The organism is Erwinia piriflorinigrans CFBP 5888 (genome assembly GCF_001050515.1).
Lineage (GTDB): Bacteria > Pseudomonadota > Gammaproteobacteria > Enterobacterales > Enterobacteriaceae > Erwinia > Erwinia piriflorinigrans.
Genome location: NZ_CAHS01000015.1, coordinates 612,784 through 629,504, shown reverse-complemented (window position 1 = coordinate 629,504; position 16,721 = coordinate 612,784). Strand labels below are relative to the sequence as shown.

The following is a 16,721-nucleotide window of genomic DNA, read 5'->3' as shown; positions in this document are numbered from 1 at the left end:
ATTTTAAGATTACAAAAAACCGTGGGGTGTTATGAAGATTTTGTTGGTTGGCAATCACACATGCGGAAACCGTGGTGATGGTGCTATTTTACGTGGAATAATTGATTCCCTTTACCTCGCAAATAACGATATTCATATCGATGTAGTCAGTCGCTTTCCAACCTGCTCCAGCTATCTGCTGCAACAGGATATTCTACCCGATGAGCTGTTTCTTGAAACCAAAAAATCGAACACGCTGATAACGAAAGTTAAGCGTCGTCTGATGCCAAAAATTATGATGGCGCATATTCGCGGTAGCGGTTTTTTTAAAAATTTCGCCATACCGGAATATTTGCAGAAGTTTACCGATAAATTAAAGCAGTATGATGCGGTTATTCAAGTCGGAGGTTCTTTCTTCGTTGATCTCTACGGCCCATTACAATTTGAACACTCGCTTTGTGCCCTACTGGCGAAAAAACCCGTTTATATGATTGGTCACAGCGTGGGGCCGTTCCAGAAGGAAAGATTTAACAAGATCGCTAACTTTGTTTTTTCTCGCGTTAATAGTCTGGTGCTGCGTGAAAGTGTCAGTCTTGAAATGATGGAAAAAGCGGGTATCACTACGCAAAAAGTGATCTCAGGGGCCGATACGGCTTTCCTGGTACGCTCACGCACGCTGGAGACGCCAGGCCACAACCTGATCCATTGGCAGAAACAGATAGCCGCAACAAAAACCATCGCCATTACGGTTCGCGAACTTGCCCCGTTCGACAAGCGCCTGGGCGTGACGCAGCAGGAATATGAAATAGCTTTTGGTCAGGTAATTAATGCCATGATCGACAAGGGTTATCAGGTGGTTGCCCTGTCGACCTGTACCGGCATTGATAGCTATCACAGAGATGACCGCATGGTAGCAATAACCCTGCGTGATCACGTAAAAGATAAAGATAAGTATCGCGTCATTATGGATGAGTTTAACGACCTTGAACTCGGTATCCTGCTGGGTGAGTGCCATTTGACCATTGGTACGCGTTTGCATTCGGCCATCATATCGATGAATTTTGGTACCCCGGCCGTGGCGATCAATTACGAGCACAAATCTTTAGGCGTAATGAAACAGCTTGGTCTGCCTGAGATGGCAAGTGATGTACAAAGCCTGATGGATGGCAGCATCATTAGCAAGGTTAACGGCGTACTGGATAACTACGAGGCTGTAGAGCAGCAGGTTGCACGGGCGGTGGAGCAGGAAAGGGTCCTCGGCAATAAAATCACAGCAGACTTTATCAAAAGTTTAGGGTGATCCAATGAAACTCACATTCTTCACCATGCAGTTTCCTGTCTCTTCTGAAACATTTGTGCTGAACCAGGTGACACATTTTATTGATATCGGCTATGACGTTGAGATTATAGCCGTTTTTCCTGGCGATTTGGTTAACCGTCATGCCGCTTTTGATCATTATAATCTGGCCGCCAAAACGCATTATCTGCTGCCAGATGATAAGGCTGGCAAGGTCGGTAAGCTGGCCCAACGTCTGAAAATCATATTGCCGAAAATCTTCAAACCCGACACGCTGAAATCATTCAATATCGGGCGTTATGGCGACCAATCCAGCAAGCTGCTGCTCCCGGCAATTGTGGCCGCCAACAAAAAGCCTTTTTTAGCAGATATTTTTCTTGTCCATTTTGGTTATGCCGGTGCTTTGGCTAATAAGCTGCGTGAGCTGAACGTGCTGAAGGGCAAACAGGTGACGGTATTTCACGGTGCCGACATTTCACGTCGCCATATTCTGGAAGAGCACAGGGAGGACTATCCCAGGCTTTTCGCTCAAAACGAACTGCTGTTACCGATCAGCCGTCTGTGGGAGCACAAACTGATAGCCCTGGGCTGCCCGGCGGAGAAAATTAACGTCACGCGCATGGGTATTGAGCCAGAGAAATTTAATCTCAAGCTACGCGAAGTGCTGCATCAGCCGCTGCGCATTCTCTCCGTAGCGCGCCTGACCGAAAAGAAAGGGTTAGCTGTGGCCATTGAGGCCTGCAAAATTTTGAAAGAGCAGGGCGGGAATTTTGAGTACACCATCGTAGGTTACGGCGATCTTGAGGAGCAGCTGAAGACCGCAATCGTCGACGGCCATCTTGAAGACTGCGTCAGCCTGGTGGGATTTAAGCCGCAGGAAGAGATTAAACGCTATCTGGATGAGGCAGATATTTTCCTTCTGCCGTCACTCACTGCGGCCGATGGAGATATGGAAGGCATCCCGGTGGCACTGATGGAAGCGATGGCCGTTGGGTTGCCGGTTGTATCAACCCGACACAGCGGTATACCCGAACTGATTGAACACAATGTATCGGGCTGGCTGGCTCCTGAAGGCGATGCACCGGCTCTGGCGGCTATTTTGCTGCAGCTGTCACGCGGGGAAGCTGACGTTGCCCCGGTCGTGCAGGCGGCACGCGCAAAGGTGGAAACCGAATTTAATCAGCATATCGCGTATCGTCAGCTGGCAGAAATTTTGGAGCGCATAGCGTGAGTAGCTTAAAAAACCAGGCCATCTGGCTGTTCGGGGCTACCTGCTTTGCTGCCGTACTACAGGTTGTTCAGCTTGGCGTGCTGGCACGCAAACTGGAAGCACACGAGTTAGGTATTCTTGCCATCATTAACGCTATTCTTGCGGTGGCAATGGTACTGCAGGATATGGGAATGAGCAGTTATATTGTGCATCGGCAGAATATAACCCGCAAAGAGCAGAGCACCATATACTGGGTAAACGTTTTACTCAGCCTTTTGACCGGCCTGCTGCTGGTCGCTATTGCCTGGCCAATCTCCTGGTTTTATCACCTTCCGCAGCTTGCCGGGCTGATTATGCTGACCAGCCTCAACTTTCTGGTACTCGGTTCGCTATCGCAATATCAGGCGCACTTTATTAAAGCCAAACGGATGATATTGTTGGCGAAAATTGAGATGGTGACCAAGTTTATTGCCTTTGCGTTCACGGTCATATTGCTTTATTACTCTTCGCTCAGCGTTGCGGCGGTCATTCTCGGTCTTTTCGCCAATGCGGCTATGCGCATCGGGTGCATGATCTGGTTCGGGGAGAAATCGTGGCGGCCCACGTTCGAATTTGATAAAGCCACGTTTTACAGCTCGCTCAAATATGGCATTTATCAGCTGGGTTCGCAGACCATCAATCAGCTGCGTACGCAGGCGGACTCACTGATCGTCGGCAAAGTGATGGGTGCAGAATTGCTCGGGGTTTATTCACTGGCCAAAGAGCTGATACTTCAGCCGCTCAAGCTGGTGACACCAGTGATTAATCGACTGGCCCTGCCGCGTTTCGCCGAGAAGCAACACGATCCTGTTCGGCTACAGCAGCTGTTTCTCAAGGGCACGTTTGTCATTATGCTGTTTAGCGCAGTCATGTACCTGGCGATCGGCATTCTTTCGCCGGTGATTGTACGCGTGCTTTATGGGCCGGGGCACGCAGCGGTAGGGCAACTGATCCCGCTCATGTTACTGTTTGGCATGTTGCGGCCAATGGGAGGCCTGACCGGCGCGATCTCGCAGGCGAATGGTCGTACTAATGTCGAATTTTACTGGAACGTTGTGGCGAGTGTCATTGTCGTCATGGTGCTGGCTACGGTGTGGATCTGGCCTGATGTCAGGTATGTCGCCTTAACGTTGTCCATTTCTCAGGTACTAATATCCACCTTTGCACATCCGTTCTTTATCAAACCGGTGATAGGAATCCGATTCTTGCCTTATGCACGCCAGTGGATTTCAGTTTCCGCGATGTTTGTCGGGATTATTGCGGTGGTTAGTCACTATAACTTATTTATTATGCCCGAATGGTTTAGCCGCTGGCTCTAGACAGAGATGACTAAAAAGGGTCACCTTCGGGTGGCCTTTTTTATGATTAAACCCCTCTGTATTTTTTTCAGATTAAGATTATACTTGCGAATCATCTCTTTAATGCATAATGAATGTGTGTTTTCTACATCATTCATATGGAAAAATTATGACCAAGCTTAAAGCAGTTATCCCCGTTGCGGGTCTCGGAATGCATATGCTCCCTGCAACAAAAGCTATTCCTAAAGAGATGCTGCCCGTAGTCGATAAGCCTATGATTCAGTACATCATTGATGAGTGCGTGGCAGCGGGTATTAAGGAAATTGTTCTGGTCACCCACGCCTCCAAGAATGCGGTTGAAAACCATTTTGATACTTCTTACGAACTTGAAGCACTGCTTGAAGCTCGCGTTAAACGCTCTCTTTTGAGTGAAGTAAAATCCATCTGCCCGCCGGGTGTGACCATTATGAACGTGCGACAGCCGCAGCCGCAGGGGCTGGCTAATGCTCTGCTGTGCGCTCGTCCTATGCTGCATGATGAGGCGTTTGTAGTGGTACTGCCGGACGTGCTGCTGGATAATGCCAGCGCCGACCCATTGCGCTACAACCTGGCGGCAATGGTCGCCCGCTTTGAGGAAACTGGCCGTAGTCAGGTGCTGGCGCATCATATGCCGGATGCCGATCTCTCCGAGTATTCAGTGATTACCACTGAAGAAGCGCTGGACTTCCCGGGCAAAGTCAGTCCGATTATCGATTTCGTTGAGAAGCCAGATAGCCCACAGTCGTTAAACTCCGATCTCGCCGCAGTAGGGCGCTATGTGCTTTCTGCCGATATCTGGCCGGAGCTGGAAAAATTGGAGCCTGGGGCATGGGGACGTTATCAATTAACGGACGCTATTGCCAATTTGAATAAGAAAACGCCTGTGGATGCCCATCTGCTCAGCGGCGACAGCTTTGATTGCGGTCGTAAACTGGGTTATATGAAAGCTTTCGTCACCTGGGGGCTGCGTAACCATACCCAGGGACGTGAGTTTCGTGAAGAAATTCAAAAGATTCTGGCAAAGTGAACGCAATTTGACGATGGTCGCGCCGCTTGTGTGATCTGAAGGAGTTAACATGTCTATTTTAGTTACCGGCGGAGCCGGTTATATCGGTTCCCATACCGTTCTAGCTCTACTTGAGCGCGGTGATGAAGTTGTGGTGCTGGATAACCTGAGCAATGCATCAAGCGAGTCGATCGCCCGTGTGGAAAAGCTCGCCGGCAGGTCGGCAGCTTTTTATGAAGGAGACATCCTCGATCGCGCCTGTTTACGTAAAGTCTTCAAGGCTCATGACATTAGCGCTGTGATCCACTTTGCCGGACTCAAGGCGGTAGGGGAGTCCAGCCGTAAGCCACTGGAGTATTATCAGAATAATGTGTCGGGTACGCTGGTGCTGCTGGAAGAGATGCGCAGTGCCGGAGTTAATCAATTTATCTTTAGCTCCTCTGCAACCGTCTACGGTGCTGATGCCCCTGTGCCTTATGTTGAGACGACGCCGATCGGTGGCACAACCAGCCCATACGGCACGTCCAAACTGATGGTTGAGCAGATTTTAAGTGATTATGCGAAAGCCACTCCCGAATTCAAAACGATTGCGTTACGCTATTTCAACCCGGTCGGCGCGCATGAATCTGGACTGATTGGTGAAGATCCCAACGGTATTCCTAATAATCTGCTGCCGTATATTGCACAGGTCGCCATCGGTCGTCTCGAAAAACTGGGTATCTTCGGCGATGACTACCCGACGAAAGATGGTACTGGCGTACGTGATTATATCCATGTGATGGATTTGGCTGAAGGTCATCTGAAAGCGCTGGATCATCTCTCTGCCATTGAAGGTTACAAAGCCTACAACCTTGGTGCTGGCGAAGGTTACTCAGTGCTGGAAATGGTGACGGCGTTCGAGAAGGCATCCGGCCGCAAAGTGCCATATCAGATCTCACCACGTCGTAACGGCGATCTGGCGGCTTTCTGGGCCGATGCATCGCTTGCCGATAAAGAGCTGAACTGGCGCGTGACTCGTGGGATTGATGAAATGATGCGTGATACGTGGAACTGGCAGAGTAAGAATCCACAAGGCTACAGCTAAATCGGAGTCTTTATGCATGCAAGACCCAGCGGTAGCTGGGTTTTTTTGTTATTGAACCAGATAGATAAAGTGACTTGGCTGAAATTAAAAAAACATTTTGTTACTACTGCATCAACGATTACATCAGACTAAAGCTGCCGAGGGATTTTACCCAGTTAGATTTATCGATGATGCCGTCGTCGCACCATTTTAGTTAGTTTTAAGAAAGTGCGAATGTTATAGTACCTGTCAGAAAAATTCATGCTTGCATACGCCAGCATGCAGCTGTTTATAACAGACAACTTCGGATGCATTCAGCACGCTGAGAGCTGTAACTCAGGGGCGGTAGCGTGTCTTTTTCTACCCATAATCACGACTTATCTGCTTCAGGAATCTGTGTGTCTTCAGATAAAACACACTAGCAGGAGAGTCTTGATTGCCAGTGTTACTGACATCCCTGGTTCAGCAATTGAATGCTATATCATCAATAATATTGATGAGGCACCCCCGGGTGTCAATGGATTAATCTGCATGGGCAATCTGGGATGACTGTGAACGGTCAGTGCGAGTCCCCGCATAGCTTTTCCAAACCTGATAATTGTGATTTAGATGAGTGTTTGTTAAATATTTACTAATGGCATAAGTTACTTCTACAAGATCTAATATGCAATGACGATTTATTCCCCCTTTATGTTGGCTGGAAATCGGTCGATTTCTAGTGTAATAAATCTAAAAACGTATGGTTGGGACGTACTTCGTGACTATAGTTGAGTAAAGAAAATTTATATTAATGAGTGTCAGCAATCTGACAATCATCAGATTTTTTTAAATTTATGTGATTTTTAATCTGTGCATTTTCCGAAAGTAATTTATCAACGAGAATTGTATGAAGCTTAGTATAGGTTATATTTATGATCTGGTAACGGTCATAACTCAAAAAGAACTCAAGGTCAGATATAAAAGTAGCTTCTTTGGTTATCTGTGGTCTATAGCAAACCCTTTATTATTCGCTATGATTTATTTTTTTATATTCAAACTTGTCATGCGAGTACAAATACCAAACTATACAGTTTTCATCATCACTGGTTTATTTCCCTGGCAGTGGTTTGCCAGCTCGGCCGGAAACTCACTTTTTTCTTTCCTGTCGAATGCTCAAATCATAAAAAAGACAGTATTCCCACGCTCAGTAATACCATTTAGTAATGTGTTAATGGAGTGTCTACACTTCCTTTGTACAATACCCGTTATTATAGTTTTTCTTTATGTCTATGACATGCGTCCCTCTCTGGTTTGGCTTTGGGGTATCCCATTGATAGGACTGGCACAAATTATATTGATGTTTGGTATCTCTTTAATGTTTTCGACACTCAATCTCTTTTTCCGTGATTTGGAGAGGTTTGTGACTTTGGGTATCATGCTGTTGTTTTATTGTACGCCGATTTTATATTCTGCGGAGATGATCCCGCAGCAATATAGTTGGTTAGTTGAATATAACCCCTTCGCATCGATGATAATGAGTTGGCGTGAGTTGTTTATGCAAAACACACTTAACTATACCTTAGTGGGAGAGCTCTATGCCTATTCTGCAATTTTCCTACTTATCGGTAGCTTCATATTTAACAAGCTTAAACACAGATTCGCAGAGATTTTATAATGAGTGTAGTGATCGAATTTGCTAACGTAACCAAGAAATATCCCCTTTATCATCATATAGGATCTGGCATCAAAGAACTTCTGTTTAACCCTCGCAGAGCGTTGAGTTTATTGAGTGGACGGACCTACCTGGCTATAGAAAATATCAATTTCAAGATTGAAAAAGGTGAATCTGTTGCTTTGATCGGCAGAAACGGGGCGGGGAAAAGTACTTCGCTTGGGTTGGTTGCTGGTGTAATGAAACCGACAACGGGAGAAGTTAACGTTGTGGGACGCGTGGCATCGATGTTAGAGCTTGGTGGTGGGTTTCATCCCGAGCTAACCGGGAGAGAAAATATTCTTCTGAATGCAACCCTTTTGGGATTACGACGTAAAGAGCTAAAATCTCGTCTTAACAAAATTATAGAATTCTCTGAGCTGGGTGAATTCATTGATGAGCCAATACGTGTATATTCAAGTGGTATGCTGGCTAAACTTGGTTTTTCAGTTATTTCGCAGGTTGATCCTGAGATTTTAATTATCGATGAAGTCATGGCTGTCGGTGACCTTGCGTTTCAAAGGAAATGTATTAAGACCATTAACGAATTTAAAAGCAAAGGCGTTACCATTCTTTTTGTTAGTCACAACTTATCCGACGTAGAAAAAGTGTGTGATCGAGTCATATGGATCGAAAATCACCATTTAAAAATGATCGGCAATTCGCACGAAGTTATTAATGCCTACAAAGTTGCAATGTCTTAAAAGATCATCAAGAGTATATGCAAAAATGAATATTTCCATCTATACTTCCCATCATAAACCTAGTGCCTTTCTGAGTTCTTCAGTAATTAAACCGCTTCATGTAGGTAAAGCCAATTCTTTTGATGAGATATGTTGCCAAGGGGATAATACTGGAGATAATATTTCATTCAAAAATCCCTTTTACTGTGAGTTGACTGCACATTATTGGGTGTGGAAGAACACTGAAATATCAGATTATGTCGGTTTTATGCATTACAGAAGACATTTCAACTTTTCTGAAGATCAATATAAAGATGAAGATATATGGGGCGTAGTCAACTGCCCCGAAATAAATACTGATTATGAAAACGAATTTGGTCTAGATGAAGAGTCGATAAGAAAGTGCATCGGTGATGCTGACTTGCTTGTACCCAAAAAGTGGTCTGTTAAAGCAGCTGGCAACTCAAATAACTATGAGCATTATAAACTTTCTGATCATCTGCACATTGAAGACTATCAAAACGTACTTAATATTTTAATAAAAAAATATCCAGAGTACAAAATTGCCACAACTGAATTTAATAATGCGCATAATGGTTACTACACCAATATGTTTGTTATGAAGAAAGAACTCTTTATCGAATATTCGGAATGGTTGTTTTCTATCCTAAGCGAACTTGAAGGGCATTTAGCCTTCAAGAACTATTCGCAACAAGAGAAAAGGGTCTTTGGTCATTTATCTGAAAGGCTTTTTAATATTTTTATTATTAAAAAGACAAGTGAATCAGAAATAAAACTAAAAGAGTTACAGCGTACATTTATCCAAAAAGAAACTTTTAATAGCTATATTACAGCTCGATACGAAAAAAACTTGGTTCCCGTTGTTATTTGTTCTGACGATAATTTTTCGATAGCATCAGGTGGATTGATCAAATCAATAATTAATCATTCTAGCAATGAAAAAAATTACGATATTGTTATTTTAGATAGTGGGATTTCTAATAAAAACAAATCCCGTATGCTGTCATTGATTAAAGATAAAAATAATTTTAGCATTCGCTTTTTTAGCATCCATGCATTTGATGAGCTGAAAGGTGCTTATATCAGGCCACCTTTTACCTTGGCAACATACTCCAGGCTGTTTATTCCTCGTCTTTTCAGAAATTTCGATAAGGTATTGTTTATCGATGCTGATACAGTAGTGGAGAGTGATCTTGCTGAACTAATGGATATTTCAGTCGGCAATAATTTTGTAGCTGCTGTACAGGATATTGTTATGGAAGGCTTTGTAAAGTTCGGCAATATCGCAGAGTCTGATGCTGGTATTCAAACGGCAGATGAATATCTCAAGACTACGCTTGCGCTCAGCAAACCAGAGGAGTATTTCCAGGCCGGAATTATGGTTTTCAATATTGCAGAGATGAATAAAGAGGACATTTTTGGGAGGCTAATGAGCGAGTTAAAGGGGAGAAGCTTCTGGTTCCTTGATCAGGATATTATGAACAAGGTTTTCCACGGGCGCGTTCACTTCCTACCTATGGAGTGGAATGTCTATCATGGTAACGGGCATACAGAGACCTTCTATCCAAATCTCACATTCTCTACCTACAGTCGTTATCTGCAAGCTCGTAAAAATCCCAAAATGATTCATTTTGCAGGGGAAAACAAACCTTGGAAAACCGATAAAGTTGACTATTACGATAACTTTATAAAAAATATTCAGGGTACACCTTGGGAGCTGGAGGTCTACTCCAGATTACTCCAACTCTCTACGCCGACTGCCTCGACACAAGCGGATACTATCAAGGTTGAACTATTCCAGACAACGATAAAAAGAAAACTGCTGCCGTATTTAGATAAAGTTGCACCACGAGGTACGCAGCGCCGAAGCGATATAGCACGTATATACTATAAAATTAGACGTAATTTTTTAGGTTAGGATCTAAAATGAATAAAAATATATTAATCGTGGGTGCAGGTTTTTCTGGTGTAGTTATCGCACGCAAACTTGCCGAGTCTGGGCACAAAATTCGCATTATCGATCGTCGTGATCACATTGCTGGTAATTGTTATGATGCTCGAGACGAAGAAACGAGTGTTATGGTGCATACTTATGGCCCACATATTTTTCATACTGATAACAAGGAAGTATGGGACTTTGTGAGTCAATTCTCGGTAATGATGCCTTATACTAATAGAGTAAAAGCAACATATAATGGGAAAGTTTTTTCTTTACCTATAAATTTGCATACCATCAACCAGTTTTTCAACAAAACATTTAGCCCTGATCAAGCAAAAGAATTCATTGAAAGTAAAGGGGATAGCACGATTAAATCTCCTGTGACGTTCGAACAACAGGCACTTAGATTTGTTGGTAAAGAGTTATATGAAGCCTTCTTCAAGGGATACACCATAAAACAGTGGGGGATGGAACCAGCTGAACTACCGGCATCCATTTTAAAACGTTTGCCTGTTCGCTTTAATTATGACGATAACTATTTTAATCATAAGTATCAGGGGATGCCTCAAAGCGGGTATACAACAATGGTTGAAAATATCGCGGATCATCCTAATGTAACAATTGAACTCAATGTTGATTACAATAATGAAGAGCGAAGCTCATACGACCATGTTTTTTATAGTGGTGCGCTAGATGAATTTTACCAGAATAAATTTGGCCGATTGGGCTATCGAACTTTGGATTTTGAACGCTTTAAATATGATGGTGATTATCAGGGTTGTGCCGTGATGAATTACTGTGAACAAGATGTTCCATTCACACGTATTACAGAGCACAAGTATTTTTCTCCTTGGGAAAGTCATGACCAATCTATTTGCTATAAAGAATTTAGTCGTGCTTGTGAAGATGGTGACATTCCTTACTACCCCATCCGTCAGCCGGGAGAGATGAAGCTGCTACATAAATATCTCGGTCTGGCTGAAAAAGAAGAAAATATTACTTTTATAGGTCGTCTAGGAACTTATCGTTACCTCGACATGGATGTGACTATTGCTGAGGCGTTACAGACAGCTGAAAAATATTTGCATTCGCTGCGAAATCAAGAGAGCAAAATGCCCGTATTTACGGTGAATGTCAGATGAGATCGGTAGCTTTGATTGTTACTTTTAACCGCCTTGAAAAACTGAAACTTTGCTGGGCTTCTACGGCCCAGCAGTCGTTTGACGATATTGTGATAGTCAACAATACGTCAACCGACGGGACAAAAGAGTGGTTAGATTCGATCGTCGACTCAAGACTGCATCGGTTGCATCTTATGTCAAACTCCGGTGGTGCCGGTGGGTTTAAACAGGGGGCGGCGTTTATAAGAGACAATATCAAAGCAGATTGGGTGTTCATCTATGATGATGATGCCTATCCCCAGGATAATATTGTCGAAAATTTCACTGATGAAGCCGAGTCAACCAAGTTTGATGCATATGCGACAAAGGTTGTTGATGCAGCAGGTGCAGTTTGTAAAATGAACTTACCATGGAAGAAATATCCAACCACTTTCATTGATAATATTTCCTATCTTAGAGAACCCTCTTTATATTGTGTAAATGGACAGTTTGCAGAAGATATTATATCTTTCTCATTCGTTGGGTTGATCATTAAAAGAGATCTTTTATCAAAAACGACGGATTTTATACATGATGATCTCTTTATCTATTATGATGATGTCTATTATGCGCATCATCTTAAAATCAGTGGTGCTCGTATGCGCTACCTGCCAGGAATAAATTTCATACACGATATAAATCAAAATTCTAAAACTATCAGCCCAGTATGGAAAGTATATTACCTCACTAGAAACCTACTGCTAGCAAAGTCATATTTCGGCGCTGAATCTCCTTATTCCTCATGTTTTGTTTCTATGCGCCTTCTTAAATATATTGCTATTTCCATTAAACAGTCCACTCCTCTAAGATATACTAAGTACGTTATCAAGGGCTTGATCGATGGGTGTGTCATGAGAACGGGGCGACGGCATTAGGCGGTGTTTTCATGCGTATAATTTGCTATTTTGTCAATTCAGACTGGTATTTTGATTTACATTGGTTAGAGAGAGCGTTATCTGCTAAGGATGATGGCTATGAGATTCACGTTATCTGTAATTTTGATGATGAATCTGTTTTTGATAAATTCAAAACCTTAGGTTTTCAGTGCCATAAGCTAAATGTCCGTTCGCAGTCTCTTAATCCATTACAATTTTTAAGAAGCATTTTTAATTTTTCGTCTATTTTGAAAGAAATAGAACCTGACATATTACATTGCATTACAGTTAAACCTATTATTATTGGTGGTCTGTATGCTTTCTTCAAAAATAAATCCATTGTCCTTAGTTTTGTAGGATTAGGGCGACTTTTTGATTCAAGTAGTTTTCTTTTTAATCTTTTAAAAAAAATAACCACCTTTATTTATAAAATTATACTTAAAAACCCCAGGGCGTTACTCGTTTTCGAGCATAAACTTGATAGAGATAAGCTGCTGGAGCTTAGTAACGCTTCTTTGTCGCAAACGGTCGTTATCGATGGAGCTGGTGTCAATACAGATTTATTTTGTTATCACCCTGAACCTCTCAATGATGTTCCTATTGTTTTATTTGCCAGCCGATTGATATGGTCTAAAGGCCTTTATGATTTAATCCAGGTAAAACTTAAACTCAGGGAGCAGGGTACCAACTTCAGAATACTTGTAGCTGGTATTACTGTGAAGGGTGATAAAGATGCCATCCCCGAGTCCCTCGTTCAGGAATGGGCTGCAAAAGGCTGGATCGAATGGTTAGGCAGGTCTGGTGATGTTGCTCAACTAATCCGTGAAGCAAACCTCGTGGTTCTCCCTTCTGTTTATAATGAAGGTATTCCGAGAATACTTCTTGAATCATGTGCGATTGGCCGTGCCTGTATTTGTTATGACAGTGGTGGTTGCAGAAGTCTTATTACCGACGACGAAAATGGTTTTTTAGTGGGTAAAAAAGATATTTGCTCTCTTGCGGAACGTATTCATTATCTCCTTAAGCGTCCTTTAACCAGAGCAGAAATGGGCAAGCGGGGGGCAAAGATTATTACCGAGAGGTTTTCTTCTGAAATCGTTATTGCAAGTACGCTTGCTGTCTATAAACGACTGACAGCAAGCCGGAAATAATGCTTCATCCTTTAACCACATCTCCCTTTCAATTTTTATTCCCAATTCAAAATTTATTTAACGTAAAGTCCTTTTTATCACTTTAAGTATGTTCTCCGATGCATTATCAATATGCAGTAGTTTATTTAAGGTTGCTTTACGTTTTTCTTCATGGGTATCTTCCGATCTCACTATCAGATTTTGGAACGTTTCCTTCACACCATCAAAGTCCATTACCCTGTAAACACCGCTAGCAATTATTTCACCAATTTCTAAAAACGGCAGGTGATCCTCTCTTTCTAGAAATACCACGGGTTTATTCAACAGTTGGTATTCCAGCAACCAACTTATGCCATCTATAATGAGTGCGTCTGAAGCTTTGAAAATCTCACTGTAAGTATTATTTTGAAAAATTGCTGTATTTGGCAACTCATCCCATTCTTTGAGGAAAAGATCGGTGCTTTGTCTGACATGTTCATATTTCTCGCTTTGTAATATTGTTAGCAAAGCAGGGTGTGGGCTAAAAACAACATCAATATCAGGGTTACTTTTAGCCCACTCAAGCATTTTTGGGTAAAGTGTCAAAAATGTACCGAAATTAGACCATTTGTCATCAATGCTGTGATGCGCTCCCCATAGGACGCGGTAATTCTTTCTCCCATCCGGCCAGTGAATAGGCCAGTTACCCTCTGATGAAAGTAACTTCTCTACTTTAGGATGACCGGTTATGAAGATACGGTCTTCGTTTATCCCAGAGTTTTCCTTAAACGAATCATATGCATATTTATTCGCCACGAATAGCATAGAGCAGTGCTGATGGAAAGGGCTGTTTTCAATATTGGGATCGACATTCGCCAAGAAGTTCATTATTTCGTAGGGGACGAAGGCAAGATTAGAGAATTTTAATTCTTCTGTGGAGAATGCAGGAGGAATATCAGGGTCCCATTGTGACTGTCTGAAAATAACGTCTGGTTTGAGCGCTTTGATAATCTCAAGATCTTCGTATGAGTTTTCTGATTTGAGCCGGATATGTTTTATATTTTCGCTAGTCAAATAATTATTAACAGCTTCTTCCCCAGTAAAGCTCACTTCGCCAGGAAATTTTTTATTGATACTCATAACGACAGGTTCAAAGTCATCATCATTCAGCATAGCATGATACACCGGGCTAAGGCTGTCCCATGCGCTGATATTATGTACCAAAAAAAGGCAAGATACCCTATCTCTAACAGCATTTACTTTTTGAGATAGCGTTTCAACTTGCTGCGTCATCATCGAATGTTGATCTTTCAATTGAATATTTTGTTCATTAATTGTACTAATGATGCGTTGATAGTTTTTGTCGCATATGAGTTCATTTTTTTTATTTATCTCATCTTTTTGATAGTCAATGTATATCTTTAGCTTTTCTAATCTATGAAATATTTCATCATGCTTTTGCATGATCTCCTCTTGCTTCTGCAAACTCATATCCTGCCTTCTGTAAAAGTAAGGATATAAAAAAGACTTTATTCTTTTTATTAGCATTTTATTTCCTTTTGTAACGGATTTCTTTTCATTAAAACTGGTTTCGCATAGGATTTATCAGTATTTCTTTCAAGTCAATCATTTCGGCCTGAAACAGAACAACTTGTCAAATAATTGGGATTATGCTTAAGACTTTTCGTGGACTTTAATTTATTATTGGTTGTTTTTTGTCCATCCTTGACCGTTTCAGTTCTATCTCGCCTTTTAATACTTTTTTCTACCTATCCCATCTATCGCTTTATGCATGTGTTCTATTTAAGTTATTATCAAAACATCCATATGTGAGGTGTATCACACCTCGCTCACACTTCCTGACAGGAGTATGTAATGTCCAAGCAACAGATCGGCGTTGTAGGTATGGCGGTAATGGGCCGTAATCTGGCTCTCAACATTGAGAGCCGCGGCTACTCAGTCTCTATCTTCAACCGCTCACGCGAAAAAACCGATGAAGTCGTCGCAGAGAATTCCGGTAAGAAGCTGGTACCACATTACACCGTTGAAGAGTTTGTTAGCTCTCTGGAAAAACCACGCCGTATCCTGCTGATGGTGCAGGCGGGTGAAGCGACCGACAAAACAATTGCATCTCTGACCCCCCATCTTGATAAAGGCGATATCCTGATTGATGGGGGTAATACCTTCTATAAAGATACCATTCGTCGTAACCGCGAGCTGTCTGCGCAGGGCTTCAATTTCATCGGTACCGGTGTTTCCGGTGGCGAAGAGGGCGCACTGAAAGGCCCTTCAATCATGCCTGGCGGTCAGAAAGAAGCTTACCAGCTGGTTGCGCCAATCCTAACCGAGATTGCGGCCGTTGCAGAAGGTGAGCCGTGCGTCGCTTATATGGGACCGGACGGTGCGGGTCACTATGTTAAAATGGTGCACAATGGCATTGAATACGGCGATATGCAGCTGATTGCTGAAGCCTATTCTCTGTTGAAAGGCGCGCTGAACCTGAGCAATGAAGATCTGGCTAAGACCTTCAGCGAGTGGAACGAAGGCGAGCTGAGCAGCTATCTGATTGACATCACCAAAGATATCTTCACCAAGAAAGACGAAGAGGGTAACTACCTGGTTGATGTGATTCTGGATGAAGCGGCGAACAAAGGCACCGGTAAGTGGACCAGCCAGAGCTCGTTGGATCTTGGCGAACCGCTGTCACTGATCACTGAATCCGTGTTTGCCCGTTACCTCTCCTCGTTGAAAACCCAGCGCGTTGCGGCTTCTAAGGTGCTGTCCGGCCCTTCAGTGCAGACCTTCAGCGGTGATAAAGCCGAGTTCGTCGAGAAAGTGCGTCGTGCGCTCTATCTTGGCAAAATCGTTTCTTACGCTCAGGGCTTCTCACAGTTGAAAGCCGCCTCAACTGAGAACAACTGGGATCTCAACTACGGCGAAATCGCCAAGATTTTCCGTGCCGGTTGTATCATCCGTGCTCAGTTCCTGCAGAAAATCACCGATGCTTACGAAGATAATGCCGAGATTGCGAACCTGCTGTTGGCTCCTTACTTCAAAAACATCGCCGATGAGTACCAGCAGGCGCTGCGTGACGTGGTGGCTTATGCGGTGCAGAACGGTATCCCGACGCCGACCTTCTCTGCGGCTATCGCGTACTATGACAGCTACCGTTCAGCGGTACTGCCTGCGAACCTGATTCAGGCGCAGCGCGACTACTTCGGTGCTCACACCTACAAGCGCACCGACAAAGACGGCGTGTTCCACACGGAATGGCTGGATTAATTTCTGCTGCATGACATACAAAAGGCTTCCT

Annotated in this window: 13 protein-coding genes; 12 read left to right on the top strand and 1 reads right to left on the bottom strand. The window is 43.2% G+C overall.

Going from position 1 to position 16,721, the window contains the following annotated elements; all coding sequences use genetic code 11:
• The first annotated feature begins 31 nt into the window (after positions 1 to 31).
• The 11 genes from wcaK (at position 32) to EPIR_RS10995 (ending at position 13,450) form a co-directional block, all read left to right on the top strand.
• On the top strand, positions 32 to 1,279 hold the full coding sequence (gene wcaK / locus EPIR_RS11050; RefSeq protein WP_023655483.1) for a colanic acid biosynthesis pyruvyl transferase WcaK: 1,248 nt from the start codon (positions 32 to 34) through the stop codon (positions 1,277 to 1,279).
• Positions 1,280 to 1,283: 4 nt separating this feature from the next.
• Complete coding sequence (locus tag EPIR_RS11045) at positions 1,284 to 2,507, top strand: glycosyltransferase (RefSeq protein ID WP_023655482.1); 1,224 nt, start codon at positions 1,284 to 1,286, stop codon at positions 2,505 to 2,507.
• On the top strand, positions 2,504 to 3,844 hold the full coding sequence (locus EPIR_RS11040) for a lipopolysaccharide biosynthesis protein (protein WP_023655481.1): 1,341 nt from the start codon (positions 2,504 to 2,506) through the stop codon (positions 3,842 to 3,844). The genes EPIR_RS11045 and EPIR_RS11040 overlap by 4 nt, the downstream gene beginning before the upstream one ends.
• Before the next feature lie 148 nt (positions 3,845 to 3,992).
• Complete coding sequence (gene galF, locus EPIR_RS11035) at positions 3,993 to 4,889, top strand: UTP--glucose-1-phosphate uridylyltransferase GalF (protein WP_048697382.1); 897 nt, start codon at positions 3,993 to 3,995, stop codon at positions 4,887 to 4,889.
• A 49-nt stretch (positions 4,890 to 4,938) separates the two neighbouring features.
• Positions 4,939 to 5,952, top strand: coding sequence for a UDP-glucose 4-epimerase GalE (gene galE, locus EPIR_RS11030; RefSeq protein WP_023655479.1), 1,014 nt, complete (start codon positions 4,939 to 4,941; stop codon positions 5,950 to 5,952).
• An 865-nt stretch (positions 5,953 to 6,817) separates the two neighbouring features.
• Positions 6,818 to 7,585: an ABC transporter permease gene (locus EPIR_RS11020; RefSeq protein WP_023655478.1), complete on the top strand. Its 768-nt coding sequence runs from the start codon at positions 6,818 to 6,820 to the stop codon at positions 7,583 to 7,585.
• Entirely contained in the window at positions 7,585 to 8,325 is a 741-nt protein-coding gene (locus tag EPIR_RS11015) for an ABC transporter ATP-binding protein (protein ID WP_023655477.1), read from the top strand. Before EPIR_RS11020 ends, EPIR_RS11015 begins: the two co-directional genes overlap by 1 nt.
• A 25-nt stretch (positions 8,326 to 8,350) precedes the next feature.
• Complete coding sequence (locus tag EPIR_RS11010; RefSeq protein ID WP_048697376.1) at positions 8,351 to 10,243, top strand: DUF4422 domain-containing protein; 1,893 nt, start codon at positions 8,351 to 8,353, stop codon at positions 10,241 to 10,243.
• An 8-nt stretch (positions 10,244 to 10,251) separates the two neighbouring features.
• Positions 10,252 to 11,406: a UDP-galactopyranose mutase gene (gene glf, locus EPIR_RS11005; RefSeq protein ID WP_023655475.1), complete on the top strand. Its 1,155-nt coding sequence runs from the start codon at positions 10,252 to 10,254 to the stop codon at positions 11,404 to 11,406.
• On the top strand, positions 11,403 to 12,299 hold the full coding sequence (locus EPIR_RS11000; RefSeq protein ID WP_023655474.1) for a glycosyltransferase: 897 nt from the start codon (positions 11,403 to 11,405) through the stop codon (positions 12,297 to 12,299). Before glf ends, EPIR_RS11000 begins: the two co-directional genes overlap by 4 nt.
• A gap of 11 nt (positions 12,300 to 12,310) precedes the next feature.
• Positions 12,311 to 13,450 (top strand): glycosyltransferase family 4 protein, encoded by a 1,140-nt coding sequence (locus tag EPIR_RS10995; RefSeq protein WP_023655473.1) that lies wholly within the window; start codon positions 12,311 to 12,313, stop codon positions 13,448 to 13,450.
• Between the two features lie 57 nt (positions 13,451 to 13,507).
• Here the strand turns inward: EPIR_RS10995 and EPIR_RS10990 are convergent, their stop codons facing one another.
• Positions 13,508 to 14,956 carry a CDP-glycerol glycerophosphotransferase family protein gene (locus EPIR_RS10990; protein ID WP_023655472.1) on the bottom strand — a complete coding sequence of 483 codons (1,449 nt, stop codon included), beginning with the start codon at positions 14,954 to 14,956 and terminating at the stop codon, positions 13,508 to 13,510.
• Positions 14,957 to 15,283: 327 nt separating this feature from the next.
• On the opposite strand from EPIR_RS10990, the gene gndA reads away from it, so the two are divergent.
• A complete protein-coding gene (gene gndA / locus EPIR_RS10985; RefSeq protein WP_023655471.1) occupies positions 15,284 to 16,690 on the top strand; it encodes an NADP-dependent phosphogluconate dehydrogenase in 1,407 nt (468 codons plus the stop codon).
• Positions 16,691 to 16,721 lie beyond the last annotated feature (31 nt).

What these genes read in the sequence shown, in the direction of transcription:
- wcaK (WP_023655483.1), top strand. Translation starts at nt 32, where the DNA reads ATGAAGATTTTGTTGGTTGGCAATCACACATGCGGAAACCGTGGTGAT.
- EPIR_RS11045 (WP_023655482.1), top strand. Translation starts at nt 1,284, where the DNA reads ATGAAACTCACATTCTTCACCATGCAGTTTCCTGTCTCTTCTGAAACA.
- galF (WP_048697382.1), top strand. Translation starts at nt 3,993, where the DNA reads ATGACCAAGCTTAAAGCAGTTATCCCCGTTGCGGGTCTCGGAATGCAT.
- galE (WP_023655479.1), top strand. Translation starts at nt 4,939, where the DNA reads ATGTCTATTTTAGTTACCGGCGGAGCCGGTTATATCGGTTCCCATACC.
- EPIR_RS11020 (WP_023655478.1), top strand. Translation starts at nt 6,818, where the DNA reads ATGAAGCTTAGTATAGGTTATATTTATGATCTGGTAACGGTCATAACT.
- EPIR_RS11015 (WP_023655477.1), top strand. Translation starts at nt 7,585, where the DNA reads ATGAGTGTAGTGATCGAATTTGCTAACGTAACCAAGAAATATCCCCTT.
- EPIR_RS11010 (WP_048697376.1), top strand. Translation starts at nt 8,351, where the DNA reads ATGAATATTTCCATCTATACTTCCCATCATAAACCTAGTGCCTTTCTG.
- glf (WP_023655475.1), top strand. Translation starts at nt 10,252, where the DNA reads ATGAATAAAAATATATTAATCGTGGGTGCAGGTTTTTCTGGTGTAGTT.
- EPIR_RS11000 (WP_023655474.1), top strand. Translation starts at nt 11,403, where the DNA reads ATGAGATCGGTAGCTTTGATTGTTACTTTTAACCGCCTTGAAAAACTG.
- EPIR_RS10995 (WP_023655473.1), top strand. Translation starts at nt 12,311, where the DNA reads ATGCGTATAATTTGCTATTTTGTCAATTCAGACTGGTATTTTGATTTA.
- EPIR_RS10990 (WP_023655472.1), bottom strand. Translation starts at nt 14,956, where the DNA reads ATGCTAATAAAAAGAATAAAGTCTTTTTTATATCCTTACTTTTACAGA.
- gndA (WP_023655471.1), top strand. Translation starts at nt 15,284, where the DNA reads ATGTCCAAGCAACAGATCGGCGTTGTAGGTATGGCGGTAATGGGCCGT.